This is a genomic window from Ferdinandcohnia sp. GQ5, assembly GCF_059759275.1.
This window is the reverse complement of record NZ_JCAXEW010000003.1, coordinates 121,835-136,722: the sequence shown is the minus strand read 5'-3', so window position 1 is coordinate 136,722 and position 14,888 is coordinate 121,835. Positions and strand designations below refer to the sequence as shown.

Annotated in this window: 9 protein-coding genes and 1 other RNA gene; 1 reads left to right on the top strand and 9 read right to left on the bottom strand. The window is 40.6% G+C overall.

Annotation, left to right across the window (positions count from 1 at the left end; genetic code table 11):
* Positions 1-267: 267 nt before the first annotated feature.
* Positions 268-2,766 carry an NEW3 domain-containing protein gene (locus AC6CHV_RS04920; RefSeq protein ID WP_498078251.1) on the top strand — a complete coding sequence of 833 codons (2,499 nt, stop codon included), beginning with the start codon at positions 268-270 and terminating at the stop codon, positions 2,764-2,766.
* Between the two features lie 110 nt (positions 2,767-2,876).
* Here the strand turns inward: AC6CHV_RS04920 and AC6CHV_RS04915 are convergent, their stop codons facing one another.
* From AC6CHV_RS04915 to tpiA, 9 genes are all read right to left on the bottom strand, one after another.
* A complete protein-coding gene (locus AC6CHV_RS04915; RefSeq protein WP_498078250.1) occupies positions 2,877-4,394 on the bottom strand; it encodes a fatty acyl-CoA synthetase in 1,518 nt (505 codons plus the stop codon).
* Between the two features lie 600 nt (positions 4,395-4,994).
* Positions 4,995-5,333: a transfer-messenger RNA gene (gene ssrA / locus AC6CHV_RS04910) on the bottom strand.
* 474 nt (positions 5,334-5,807) lie between these two features.
* Complete coding sequence (gene smpB / locus AC6CHV_RS04905) at positions 5,808-6,275, bottom strand: SsrA-binding protein SmpB (protein ID WP_099361583.1); 468 nt, start codon at positions 6,273-6,275, stop codon at positions 5,808-5,810.
* Positions 6,276-6,519: 244 nt separating this feature from the next.
* Positions 6,520-8,859: a ribonuclease R gene (gene rnr / locus AC6CHV_RS04900; RefSeq protein ID WP_440274238.1), complete on the bottom strand. Its 2,340-nt coding sequence runs from the start codon at positions 8,857-8,859 to the stop codon at positions 6,520-6,522.
* Between the two features lie 14 nt (positions 8,860-8,873).
* Entirely contained in the window at positions 8,874-9,614 is a 741-nt protein-coding gene (locus tag AC6CHV_RS04895) for an alpha/beta hydrolase (protein WP_440274239.1), read from the bottom strand.
* A gap of 376 nt (positions 9,615-9,990) precedes the next feature.
* Entirely contained in the window at positions 9,991-10,224 is a 234-nt protein-coding gene (gene secG / locus AC6CHV_RS04890; RefSeq protein WP_121446491.1) for a preprotein translocase subunit SecG, read from the bottom strand.
* Positions 10,225-11,123: 899 nt separating this feature from the next.
* Positions 11,124-12,416, bottom strand: coding sequence for a phosphopyruvate hydratase (eno, locus tag AC6CHV_RS04885; RefSeq protein WP_099352520.1), 1,293 nt, complete (start codon positions 12,414-12,416; stop codon positions 11,124-11,126).
* A 70-nt stretch (positions 12,417-12,486) separates the two neighbouring features.
* Positions 12,487-14,022 (bottom strand): 2,3-bisphosphoglycerate-independent phosphoglycerate mutase, encoded by a 1,536-nt coding sequence (gpmI, locus tag AC6CHV_RS04880; RefSeq protein WP_440274240.1) that lies wholly within the window; start codon positions 14,020-14,022, stop codon positions 12,487-12,489.
* Positions 14,022-14,783 carry a triose-phosphate isomerase gene (gene tpiA / locus AC6CHV_RS04875; protein ID WP_440274241.1) on the bottom strand — a complete coding sequence of 254 codons (762 nt, stop codon included), beginning with the start codon at positions 14,781-14,783 and terminating at the stop codon, positions 14,022-14,024. Before tpiA ends, gpmI begins: the two co-directional genes overlap by 1 nt.
* Positions 14,784-14,888: the final 105 nt, after the last annotated feature.

The window sequence follows — 14,888 nt, the reverse complement described above, 5'->3', positions numbered from 1 at the left end:
ACTAAATTTTCGAAATTTACTAAGTAGACTGGTAAAGCTTATTTTTACTATTATATTAATAGTTTGTCTTATAACTATATGCCTCCTACGTTATACCTACAAAAAAATAGCAAATAGTTATTTGGTAATATTTACAATATTCAGAAAGGATATATAATTCGAATTGAAGGGATGATCATTAGTTAGTTAGTTACAATTACTAACTAAAAATCCTAAGAAAGGAGTGTTTTGTGAATTTTTTTATCCAAAATTGAAAGGGGTTACAAAATGAAGAAATGTCTCTATGTATTGATGTCCATTCTTTTACTTGCTTCATTATTCCCACCACTCAGTCTAGCACAAGAACAAAGTGAAGCCGATGTTGAACTTTGGAATGCAGTTAAGCCTCTAGATACCACTGTCACTTTCTTAAACACAGGTGCACACCCAGATGATGAACGTAGTGATTTTTTAGCCTATTTATCCCGAGGGCTAGGTGTTAAAACAGCAAGTCTGATAGCTAACCGCGGTGAAGGCGGTCAAAACGCGATTGGAAACGAACTAGGAAATGCGCTTGGAATTATTCGTTCAAATGAAATGATAGAAGCCGCAAAGGTAAACGGTGTTAAAGCCTATCACTTAAGTGAAACAACCTCTGATGCGATTTATGATTTCGGTTTTTCCAAATCACCAGACGAAACGCTTGAAAAATGGGGTGAGGAAGTAACTTACGAGCGCCTCATTAAATTTATTAGAACCTATCAACCTGATATTGTCATGCCTTCTTTCCTAAACGTTGATAGCCAACACGGACATCACAGATTGATCAATATTCTATCAGTTAAAGCATTTGAAGATGCTGCTGATCCCTCTATATTTCCAGAGCAACTAAAAAATGGGTTGGAGCCTTGGCAAGTTAAAAAGCTTTACTTACCAGTTTCAAAGGAAGAAGCTACCACATCGATTGAAATTGGTGATTATGATCCAATCTATGGAATGAGCTATCCACAACTTGGTGAAGCTTCAAGGTATCTACATAAAAGCCAAGGAATGGGACGCGATATTCCTGTTGAACCAAAGCAACAACATCTGAAATTAGAGAAAACAGCAGTAGGAGCAGAATCCACAGAACTTTTTGCGGGTGTTCCTTATGATTTCCATGCTTGGGCAGATATTGTTCCTGCAAAAAATATCAGTGAACAACTTGATTCATTACAAAATAATCTAGAAAAGATTATTGAGCTTTATCCAAATCGCGAGGCAATTTTACCTGAGTCTCAAAAAGCTTTACGCTCAGTTCAAAAACTAATCTCAACTACAAAATCTGGTAAGCTGGACGATGCAATGAAAAACGACCTTCTTCATAAGCTTGGGCTAAAAGAAGAACAGCTTCAACAAGTAAGCTTTGTATCTTCTAACTTAGCTGTTGATACTGAAATTGGTTCTTACGTGTTGACACAAGGTGAACAAACTCAAGTAGAGGTTACTGTTACAAATAACGGTAAGCAAAAAATTAACCATATTGAAGCGGCTTTACTTACTCCTGAAAACTGGAAGCATGAAAGTGCAATTCAGTTAAAGCACTTAAAGCCAGGTGAATCAAAGACTGTAAGTTTCAATGTAACTGTTCCAGCTGATGCTGAGTATTTTCAACCATACGATCATGCATCGATCCAAGCACAGTTAACTTTTAAAGAAAACGGTGTTGAAACGACTTCTGTTATCGACTTAGATAATGCGGTAAGTGTTCTTCCTGAATTAAGCGTTACACCGGATCCGGTAAACATTACGGTAAATACGGCTAATGTTCAAGATGAAATTCCAGTCTCAGTTAAGGTGAAAAACTATGCTAATGGTTCTAAAACTGCAAAGGTTTCCCTAGACCTTCCAGAAGGCTGGACGAGTGAACCCGCTGTAGGAGAGGTAAACTTCACAGAAAGATTCGAGGAAAAAGTAGTATCATTCACATTAGCGCCACCATCAACTGTGGAAGAGGGTAATTTTACAATTGCAGCAATCGCAGATTCAGATGGAAATTCTTTCAACACGACTGTACAAGAAATTAAATATGAGCATATTAATGATTCTTACTTCATGTATCCTGCCGACATTAACGGTGTTGCTTTTGAATTATTAAAACCAGATAACCTTAAAGTTGGCTACATCGATAGCGGCTTTGACACAATTGCTGATTCTTTCATAAATGCAGGGTTTGATATTACAAAGCTAACTCCAGAAGATTTAGCCACTGGAGATCTATCTCAATACGATACAATCGTTACGGGGATTCGCGCAACTCTTGGTAGAGAGGATCTACTAGCAAATAATGAAAGATTGCTTGAATATGTGGAAAATGGTGGACATTTAGTCATGCAATATGTGACTGCAGCAGATCCATGGGATGCTAATCTAACACCGCCATATCATTTAAAAATTGGTACACCATCCATTCGCTGGCGCGTAACGGATGAAAATGCAGAGGTTAATGTACTTCAGCCAGAGCATGATCTCTTTAATTTCCCTAACAAGATTACTAGCAAAGACTGGGACAACTGGGTACAAGAAAGAGGACTTTACTTCCCAATGGAATGGGCTGAACAGTATGAAACATTCGTTTCAATGGCAGACCCAGGTGAGGACCCATTCACAAGTGGAATCCTAATGGCTGAATACGGTGAAGGGACTTACCTTTACACTAACCTCGTGTTCTATCGCCAAATCGGTGCTCAGGTACCTGGAGGATATCGTATCTTTGCTAACCTAATTAGTTATGGGGCTAAAAATTAAAGATATAGGAACATTAGAAAAAGCTATAGACCTGATGTCTATAGCTTTTTTTGATTTAATCTACATTTATGCGACCATTTATCCTTATTTCGGAAAAAAAGTAGACAGACTCACGTAGCGCTCTTTGAACTTCCAACATCACGCAGCTGCCGCTTAAGGATTTTGCCGCTAGCGTTTCTTGGCAATTCGTCCACAAATTCGATTTTCTTTGGTACCTTAAAGCTGGCTAAATTGTTCCTGACATGCTGGAGGATCTCCTCCTCAGACACTGGAGTTTTGATGACAACGAAGGCAGTGACTGCCTCAATCCACTTTTCATCCGGCACACCAACAACTGCGACTTCAGCGACCTGAGGTAATTCGTAGATGCAGTCCTCTATCTGGCGGGAGGCCACTAGAACACCACCAGTGTTAATGACATCCTTCACCCGATCAATCACCTCGATGTATCCGTTCTCGTCCTGCTTCACGAGATCTCCAGAGTGGAACCAACCACCAGCGAACGCCTTTGCCGTTGCTTCACTTTTGTTCCAGTATCCTAGACAAAGCTGGGGTGAACGGTATACAATTTCGCCAAGTTCGCCAGGAGGAACACTATTACCTTCGGTGTCCACAACCCGAGCCTCGACGAAGAGCATTGGTCTTCCTGCGGAACCTGGATGATCCGCATGCTCCTCAGGACGCAAGACTGTACAAGCAGGTCCCATCTCGGACTGGCCGTACACGTTGTAGAAACCAAGCTTGGGCAGACACTTCTGCAGTCGTTCGAGTATTGGTCCAGGCATGATTGATGCCCCATAATAGGCCTTCTGAAGATTCCCAAGGTCCCGGGTCGTCAGGTCAGAGTGATTTGCGATTGAAACCCAAACAGTTGGAGCGGCGAAGAAAGATGTGATTTCATCTCGTTCCATGGTTTCAAGCACAACACCAGCCTCCGGAGCAGGAAGCACCTTGTTCCAGCCACCTACTAACAATGCCGGTAACATAAACACATGCATCTGCGCGGAATGGTAAAGTGGCAGGCAATGGAGCGCACGATCTGATTCCTTGATGTCCAGACCGTGGATACAACTCATGTAATGGTGCATCAGAGCACGATGCGTCATGATTGCACCTTTTGGGTCCGACGTGGTGCCTGAGGTGTAGAGTAACTGTGCAACATCTGTATCCTCAACATCGAACTCTTCATCTTCCACAGGACGGTTATCGTTACTGAAGGTCCACTCCAGGAGCTCGTCCTCGAATCTTAGTACCTGCCGATGGCTGTTCAAACTAGTCTGGGAGATTGCATTGGCAAGGTCTCGGTCAGCGATTATGAGCGATGGGTCGGAATCTCCAAGAATGTAATCGAGTTCACCGGCTCGGAGCTGAAAGTTCACCGGAACGTGAATAGCTCCAATACGTGACGTGGCCAGAAACAGTAAAACATACAGATCGGAGTTTTTACCGTAGGAGGCAACTCTGTCTCCCTTTTCCACCCCTTGTTCACGCAGTTTTCGCGCAATACGTGTGACTGCCATGTCAAGTTCACGGTAACTCCACTCCCTATCGTTGAACACAATAGCAGTACTATGCGGGATCCGTGTGGCCGTACGACGGACGGCCTCGGCTATGGTGTTTGTTCTCAAATTCCTCTCAGTCCCCTCTCGTCTATTATTTATACTCCCAATATAAATAATATTCCAAAAATAAAGAATATTTACCTGAATATTAGCCCACTCGTGCCAAGCTGTCAATATAAATATAGAGCGCTTTCATAAATCAAGAAGGAGTTGAGGTAGATTCCTTAAATTACTCGAAATGGAAAGTACAGTTCAGAATTATTACGAAAGAAAATTATGTTTGAAGAATACTTTTTTGAAAATGTAAAACGGACTCACCATATCGGTGAGTCCGTGTCAATTTCGTATTTAACCACCAAGTATATGTATTTGGTGGAGACGGTGGGACGTGCTATTCCATGCTTTCGTCATGGCACTGACTATATCTTGAACCTGAAGAAGTTATCAGGTCCTCCGGCGTATTATGCGAAATATAATTTGTACCTAGTCAGGTAGGATTTCGCATCCTAGTACTACCATGATTCATGGCAGCCTATAAGTCGATACACGGCTGTTAGATTACTCTACATACCGCTCGGCATTGCCTTATCGCATCAAGTACGACTTAGGTTTCACCGATAAAGCCGGATTATCACTTATGTGTTACCACATAAGGCGACTAATTACTAATCGAACCCACGTCCAAAGATATTGGCACTTAAGCTTCTACGAGTGTAGTCGATATATTAGCATTTCGCTAACTTTTCAGCCTATCGACAGGCTTCCAAGCAGCTAGTCTGGTTGTTCTCTTCCTTCGTCCTCAGACGGCGAACTCCGGCGTAGCCCACTTAAAGTGAGTCCCTGACCCTACCACATGGGCGATGGAGGGAGGAACCGCTATAGACTGTTATTAAGCAGCTAAAGCGAAGTTGTTGTTTTCTTTGCCAGTTATAGGCGTTGACGTTTTAACGAGGCCGATCCCCTCGACTCGCAACTTAAGCTCAAACTACCCCTGTCGAATCCGTAGCGTCCCCATATGTCGAATGATAAGCGGTGAATCTCTTCGTCAGCTTGCTCGTTCAAATCCTCACGTATGTCTAATACGCTCCGGTTCTCACTCACTTCGCTTCCTTGACCTTCTTGCTTCTAATTCGCCAAACATTCTTAAATGATAATGATGAACTTAATCACCAGTTATCTGGGTGTTTCGGATGAAGTGTTTTTGCTTTCGTTGACTATTCAATTGTCAACCACATGTCTTATTATAGCACATGTACTTACAATTTCAATTGTAAGTTATTGTAAGTTACGTGAATCAAATACACATCGGTGTATTTGCGCCCTGATTTTTTTCGAGCACGCTCGAAAAATTACATTTAAAAAATCTGTGGCATCCGCCGGAGGCTAACTTTATTCAGTTATGCCGTAACTTTGATTATTCGTTAAACTTTTGATTCATCTATCAATAAATTAGAGTTTGTAAACTACTGCTGAATAAAGTTACATCTTTTGTCGTTCTCTGAAAGCACGTTCGATGTCACGTTTCGCTTCTTTTTTCTTCAGATCTTCACGTTTGTCGTACTTTTTCTTACCTTTACCAAGACCTAATAAAAGCTTTGCATACCCATTTTTTAAATAGATTTTAATTGGAACAAGCGCATAGCCTTCTTCCTTTGTAAGACCAATTAGTTTGTTAATCTCTTTTTTATGAAGTAGAAGCTTACGTGTACGCAGCGGTTCATGATTATATCGGTTACCTTGCTCATAAGGGCTAATATGCATGTTGTACAGGAATACTTCACCGTTATGAACACGGGCATATGAATCCTTCAAATTGGCTCTGCCATTTCGAAGAGACTTAATTTCTGTCCCTTGAAGAACAATTCCTGTTTCATAGGTTTCTTCAATAAAATAATCATGATTGGCTTTTTTGTTTTGTGCGATTACCTTGCCTGCACCTTTTGGCATATTGATTTCCCCCTTAACACGGTACCTTATATTTTAACAAAAATTGGACAACATCACAAGGCAAGGGCTCGACTCAATAACATAAAATAATTCATGGACCCACACCCCTGAGTCTGTTGCTTACTAATTGCCTTTTTAGCATAGAAATACATCCATGCCATGAATCCACCACCTATTAAATTAAACAAACACTATTCAAAAGCCCAGCATAAAAAAGCACTCCACACTTGTGGAGTACTTTAGGTTATCTTCTCTTCTTGCGTTTCTTATTTTTCTGAGAAGGTACATTATCAAAATTCTTCTTTTTCTTACGTGGTTTGCGAGTTGACCATTCGCCATCGTTATTACGGTCGCTCTTCTTGTCATCATTCGAACTAGATCGACCTCTTCTTTTTTCGGATTTAATAATCGTAGGTTGTTCCTTCGAAAACTTGCGACGGCTTCCTTTCATGCCGACAACCTCAAAGTCAACAGAACGCTCATCCTTATTTACGTTGATAACACGAACCGTAATTTCATCACCTATGCGGAATACATTCCCGGTCCGTTCTCCAATCATCGCGTAACTTCTTTCGTCATACCGGTAATAGTCATCTGTTAAATAACTTACGTGAACGAGTCCTTCAATTGTATTTGGAAGCTCAACAAACATTCCAAAGTTTGTAACAGAACTTATGATGCCATCGTATTCCTCACCGATTTTATCCATCATGTACTCTGCTTTTTTCATGCTATCTGTTTCACGTTCAGCTTCAACTGCACGACGTTCCATATTGGAGGAATGCTCAGCAATATCCGGAAGTTTTTCCTTCCATTTATCCTGAGTGGCATTGTCTAGCTTTCCTTGAATTAAATAGGTACGGATCAATCGATGAACGATTAAGTCTGGATAACGTCGAATTGGCGACGTGAAATGTGTATAAAAATCAGTTGATAATCCAAAGTGACCCACGCTTTCTGGATCGTATTTTGCTTGTTTCATTGAACGCAACATGACGGTTGAAACAACCATTTCCTCAGGTTTACCCTGAACTGCTTCAATGACTTCCTGTAATGCACGAGGATGAATTGAATTTCCAGCTCCTCTTACAAGATAGCCAAAGTTCGTAATGAATTCTAAGAAACGTCTTAACTTCTCTTCATTAGGATCCTCGTGAATTCGGTAAATAAACGGCACATTCATCCAATGGAAATGCTCAGCAACTGTTTCGTTTGCAAGTAGCATGAACTCTTCAATTAATCGTTCACCCACGGAACGCTCCCTTAAGACGACATCATATGGTGCGCCTTCTTCGTTCACAAGAACCTTTGCTTCTTTAAAATCAAAGTCAATCGCGCCACGTTTCATTCGTTTTTCACGAAGAATTGTAGCAAGTTGTTCCATATCTTCAAACATAGGAACGAGTGGCTCATAACGTGTTCTTAGTTCTTCGTCTTTGTCTACAAGAATGCTGTTTACATCCGAATACGTCATCCGTTCCGTCGTTTTAATAACACTTTGGAAAATATCATGTTTAACAACAGCACCGTTTTGGTCAACCTCCATCTCACATGATAATGTTAGACGATCAACCTTTGGATTTAATGAACAAATCCCATTGGATAAACGATGTGGAATCATCGGAATCACGCGATCGACAAGATAAATACTAGTTCCGCGGTCACTCGCTTCCTTATCAATAGGCGAACCTTCTGTTACATAATGGGTAACGTCAGCAATATGCACACCTAGCTTGTAATTGCCATTCTCAAGCTTTGTAACTGTTACAGCGTCATCTAAGTCTTTAGCATCGGCACCATCGATAGTAACTATAACTTCATTTCGTAAATCGCGTCGATCTTCGAGATCTTTTGGATCGATCGTATCTGGTGTATTGTTTGCCTGTTCTAATACATCCCTTGGAAATTCCTGTGGAAGGCCATGCTTATGAATAACCGAAAGAATATCGATTCCAGGGTCATTTTTATGACCTAAAATTTCAACTACTTCTCCTTCCGCACTCATTCTCCCTTCAGGATATGTGACAAGCTTGACGACAACCTTATGTCCCTCAATTGCACCATGTGATGCCTGCTTCGGAATGAAGATGTCATTGGCAATTTTTTTATCATCAGGAATAACGAATCCAAAGCTTTTACTTTCCGTATATGTACCTACAATTGTTTTCACGCCGCGTTCAATAATCCGAACAACGGTGCCTTCTTTGCGTTGACCAGAAGACTCCGTGCTTATTCGAACAAGAACGGTATCACCATGCATTGCATTCTTTAATTCATTTGGTGGAATAAATACATCATCCATTGTCTTATCTTCCGGCATCACAAATGCAAAACCTTTCGCATGCCCAGTAAGAGTTCCTCTAACAAGGTTCATTTTTTCCGGAAGACCGTAGCGATTACTTCGAGTTCGAACGACTAAGCCCTGTTCTTCCATTACCACAAGAGCTTTGACAAAGTCCTTAAAATCCTCCGAACCTTTAATTCCGAAAGCCTCCTCAAGTTCCTGAACAGTTAATGGCTTGTAGGCTTCTTCCTTCATAAAGTCCAATAATTGATTAATATGTTTTTGGATATCTTGTTCCATTTTTTTCCCTCCCGTTACCAATCTAACTGCTCTAAAAATGCATACACATCCTCATGCAGTTGGTCACGTTCTTTGTCTAGGGTAATGACATGTCCTGACTCTTCGTACCATTTAATCTTTTTAAAATCATTTTCAACTGCTTCATATATAATATTCGCACTATCAGGATTTATCATTTTGTCATGACGAGCCTGTGCAACAAAAGTAGGCGAATAAATCATATCGACATTATCCCGCACTTCTGCGATTAGGTTTTGCAATGCTTTTAACGTATTCATCGGGGTCTTCTTAAATTCTTCAATTTCTTGCTCGATTTGTTCAGGTGATTTCCCTTCAAATCGCTTATATTCCCGTGCATACTCAACAACACCCTCATACATGACCTCTTCGCTTTTTAAATACATAGGCGCACACATCGTCACTATCCCTTTTATAGGTACAGTGTATCCCAATTTTAACGAAAATACCCCACCAAGTGACAATCCTGCAACAGCAATATTTTCGTAGCCTTTGTCTTTTAAAAACTGATAGCCATTCATGACGTCCTTCCACCAATCCTCGTGACCGGTATGGACTAATTCTTCCGGTGGAACACCATGTCCTTTGTATATGGGTGCATGACAGGTATAGCCTCTATTTTCAAGGAAACGGCCGAGCATTCGAACATCTGCCGAATTTCCTGTAAAACCATGTAGTAATAAAACAGCCTTTTCTCCACCTTCAAATAGGAAAGGTTGAGGTAGTTTGATCTTCATTATGTATAACTCCTTTATGATGGTATTCAAAAATTCGCCAAATGATAAGCTGCGAATCTCTGCAAGATTTTAACCAAAGATGGAACGAGTACCTTGTATATGTGCTTGCGTCTACTCGTTCATTCTAGAATGTAAATTCCTCAGCACAAGGCTGCATGGAAGAATATTCTATGTAGTCGCCTCACTCCGGTCCTCAAGCAGCTAGTTCCTTGACCTTCTTGCTTCTGATTCGTCGAATTTTTGAATTATTATTTTTCGACATCCAATATGTTTATTTTGCGCATTTTTTCGGTATTCTACTATCGTACATGAAAGACCTTTTTATACGCAATAAAAAAGGCTAGACATCTACTGTCTAACCTACTTTTGAATAGTTTTATAGTTCAAAGTATGATACTGCAATTGTAAGAACAAAGAATAATACCGCTAAGACAACTGTAATTCGGTGTAAAACTGCGTCAAGTCCACGAGCCTTTTGCTTTCCGAATAACTGCTCAGCACCACCAGAGATAGCGCCAGATAGACCTGCGCTTTTACCGGATTGTAATAAGACCACTACGATCAACGCGATACATACGATTACTAATAATGTAACAAATACTCCATGCAACATATAAAACTACACCTCCTGAACGAGAACGCATATGACGTTAGTATAAATGTACCATAAAAATACAAAGTGGACAATACTGCATTTTCTGACTTTACATTTTTTTCAAACCTAATATATGGAACTACAATATGTCGTAGTTTTTTCCAAGGATTCACTTCATGATTTGGGCTGTTAACGTCCATATTAAGGTTGACTACCTTGAAAGGGATGATGATAAGTGATCAATTGGGATTTTGATGAAATGGTAAAAGAACAGAAAAAACACAAAGCGAATTATTTAGGTGAGAATACACAGCAAGATAAGCAAAAGAAGCAGCAGCCGAAGAAAGAAAAGTAGTTAGAAGTCGTGCTCCATGTTTTGAGGAGATTCTTCATCTTTATTCGTGCTTAACGAGTGCGAATCTGGGTATTTTTAGGAAAATGCAGTCTTCTTTATGTTCTTTGCGGGTACGAATCTGGAAAGTTCTAGGAAACACCGGTCCTCTTTATGTTCTTTGCGGGTACGAATCTGGAAAGTTCTAGGAAACACTGATCCTCTTTATGTTCTTTGCGGGTTCGAGTCTGGAAGGTTCTAGGAAACACCGATCCTCTTTATGTTCTTTGCGGGTTCGAGTCTGGAAGGTTCTAGGAAACATCGGTCCTCTTTATGTTCTTTGCGGGTACGAATCTGGAAAGTTCTAGGAAACACTGATCCTCTTTATGTTCTTTGCGGGTTCGAGTCTGGAAGGTTCTAGGAAACACCGGTCCTCTTTATGTTCTTTGCGGGCACTAATCTGGAAAGTTCTAGGATAATCCATACCTCTTTACGCTCTCAGGGTTGTGTGTTTAACCGCGAAACCACAATTCAGCAAAAAAAAACGACAAGCCACTAAGCTTGTCGTTTTCCTTTTATGAGATTAACCTCTTAGGTTGTAGAAAGATGCTAATCCGTTGTATTGAGCTGTTTCTCCAAGATTGTCTTCAATACGTAGTAATTGGTTGTATTTCGCAACACGGTCAGTACGTGATGGAGCACCAGTCTTGATTTGGCCAGCGTTTGTAGCAACTGCGATGTCAGCGATTGTGCTGTCTTCTGTTTCACCAGAACGGTGAGAGATAACTGCAGTGTAGCCTGCGCGTTTTGCCATTTCGATTGCATCAAATGTTTCAGTTAATGTACCGATTTGGTTTACTTTGATAAGGATTGAGTTACCTACGCCTCTTTCAATACCTTCAGAAAGTTTCTTTGTATTTGTAACAAATAGATCGTCACCAACTAGCTGAACTTTTTTACCTAGGCGCTCAGTTAGAAGCTTGTGACCTTCCCAGTCGTTCTCGTCTAAACCATCTTCAATAGAGATGATTGGGTATTTTGAAACAAGATCTTCGTAGAATGCAACCATTTCTTCAGAAGAAAGAACTTTACCTTCCCCTTTAAGATGGTATTTACCGTCTTCTTTGTTGTAGAACTCAGAAGATGCTGCATCCATTGCAAGACGTACTTGCTCGCCTGGCTTGTAACCAGCTTTTTCAATTGCTTCTACGATTGTTTGTAGAGCTTCTTCGTTTGAACCAAGGTTTGGAGCAAATCCACCTTCATCACCAACAGCTGTGTTTAAGCCTTTTGCTTGTAAAACTGCTTTTAGGTTGTGGAAAATTTCTGCGCCCATGCGAAGTGCTTCTTTGAAGCTTTCTGCACCAACAGGCATAACCATGAATTCTTGAATGTCAACGTTGTTATCCGCATGCTCTCCACCGTTGATGATGTTCATCATTGGTACTGGAAGAGTTTTTGAGTTGAAGCCACCAAGGTATTGGTATAAAGGAATTTCAAGGAAGTCAGCTGCTGCACGAGCCGCTGCCATAGATACACCAAGAATTGCGTTTGCACCTAATTTACCTTTGTTTTCTGTGCCATCAAGCTCAATTAATGCACGGTCGATTGCAACTTGGTCAGTTACGTCGAAACCGATGATTTCTGCAGCAATGATTTCATTAACATTGTTAACAGCTGTTTGTACACCTTTTCCAAGGTAACGGCTCTTATCGCCATCACGAAGCTCAACTGCTTCATATTCACCAGTTGAAGCACCACTTGGTACTAAAGCACGGCCAAATGCGCCGGACTCAGTATATACTTCAACTTCAACTGTAGGATTTCCACGAGAATCTAATACTTCACGAGCGTATACATCTATGATAATTGACATAATAAAATCTCTCCTTTTCGATTAAAAAATAGTTTATTAGGTCGTTCTTTTAAAAATGAATCAGTTACTTTTATTTCTTAAGTAAGCTGTTTCCAGTCATTTCAGCTGATTTTTGAATACCTAGTAGGTCAAGCATGGTTGGTGCTAAGTCTCCTAGGATTCCGTCTTCTCGTAATGCAAAACCTTCTTTTGTTACAATCACAGGTACTGGATTCGTAGTATGTGCAGTCATTGGATTGCCTTCAAGGGTAACAACCTCATCAGAGTTACCATGGTCAGCTGTGATGATGGCTGCTCCACCTTTAGCAACAATGGCATCAACTACTTCTCCTAAGCACTCGTCAACTACTTCAATAGCTTTAATCGTTGGCTCAAGTAAGCCTGAGTGTCCAACCATATCTGGGTTTGCAAAGTTTAAGATAATTGCGTCATGCTTATCATCTGCAATTTCTTGTAAAAGTGCATCCCTTACCTCATAAGCACTCATTTCTGGCTTAAGGTCATAAGTTGCCACTTTTGGTGAGTTAATTAAAATACGAGTTTCACCAGGGAATTCCTTTTCACGTCCACCACTCATAAAGAAAGTAACGTGAGGATATTTTTCAGTTTCCGCAATGCGAAGCTGTTTTAAACCATTTTGTGAAAGTACTTCCCCTAAAGTGTTATCGAGATTCGTTGGCTTGAATGCCACGTATCCATCTACACTTTCACTGAAGTGAGTTAAGCACACAAAGAATAGCTTGTTTGGATGCTTTGGTCCACGATCAAATGAACGGAAGTCTTCATTTGTAAACGTATTTGAAATTTGGATGGCACGGTCTGGTCTAAAATTATAAAAGATCACCGCATCATTGTCTTGAATCGTTGCAACTGGTGAACCATCTTCTTTTACAATGACAGATGGTAGAACGAATTCATCGTAAATGCCATTTGCATAGGAATCATCGACAAGTTCAAATGCATTTTTATATGTTGGACCTTCTCCGTAAACCATTGAACGGTATGACTTTTCAACGCGCTCCCAACGTTTGTCACGGTCCATTGAATAATAACGGCCAGACAAGGTTGCGATTTCACCAACACCGTATTCTTTTATTTTTTCATCAAGCTGTTCTAGATATATTCTCGCGGTTTGAGGACCCACGTCTCTTCCATCTAAAAAGCCATGAATATATACTTTTTCAACGCCTTCTGATGCAGCAAGTCGTAACAATGCAAATAGATGATCAATGTGACTATGTACACCGCCATCTGATAATAAACCGAATAGGTGGAGGGCAGTTCCATTTTCCTTTACATGTTTCATCGCATCAAGGAATGTTTCGTTTTGCTCAAATTCATGATCGCGAATCGCAACATTAACACGAGTTAAACTTTGGTAAACAACTCGGCCTGCACCGATATTTAAGTGTCCTACCTCTGAATTCCCCATTTGGCCTTCTGGTAAACCAACAGCCTCGCCACTTGCCTGTAAAGTAGCGTGTGGGTATTGGTTCCAAAAACGATCAAAATTTGGTTTGTTTGCTTGAGCAACTGCATTTCCTTTTACTTCATCGCGAAAAGCAAAACCATCTAAAATGATTAGTGCAACTGGAGATTTACTCATTACTTCTGCGCCTCCAAAAGCTTAACAAAAGAGGAAGCATCAAGACTAGCTCCACCAACTAGAGCACCATCAATATCTGGTTGTGCCATGTATTCTTTAATGTTTTCTGGTTTAACACTTCCGCCGTATTGAATGCGAACAGCATCTGCTACATCAGCAGAGAATTGTTCAGCTACTACTTTACGGATATGTGCACAAACTTCGTTAGCATCTTCTGCTGAAGAAGATTTACCTGTTCCGATTGCCCAGATTGGTTCATAGGCAATGACAACTTCTTTCGCTTGTTCAGCTGTAAGACCTGCTAATGCCTTTTGAATTTGTGTTCCAACTAAGTCATTTGTTTGGCCTGCTTCACGTTGCTCTAATGTTTCACCACAGCATACGATTGGAACTAATCCATGAGCAAATGCTGCAAGTGTTTTTTGATTCACTGTCTCATCAGTTTCAGCGAACATTTCACGGCGCTCAGAGTGACCAAGGATGACATAGTCAACACCTAGATCCTTTAAAGCTACAGGGCTGATTTCTCCTGTAAATGCTCCGCTTTCTTCAAAGTGCATATTTTGCGCACCAATTTTAAGGTCATAGTTTCCTGCTTTTACGTTTGCAACTAGGCGCTCTAAAAATAGTGCTGGCGCACAAACAACAGAATCAACCTTTTCTGGTGATGGAATTAGACCATTAATTTCTTCTACAAAATGAACTGCTTCAGAAAGAACCTTATTCATTTTCCAGTTTCCTGCAATGATTGGCTTTCTCATGTTCACCATCCCTTTCGATTAGAAAAGTGCACGGCGCACAGTCTTAGGTAACAAGCATAAGACGAGCGCTGACAGAAGGTGTCTTTTTACCTTCCGAAGCGATTG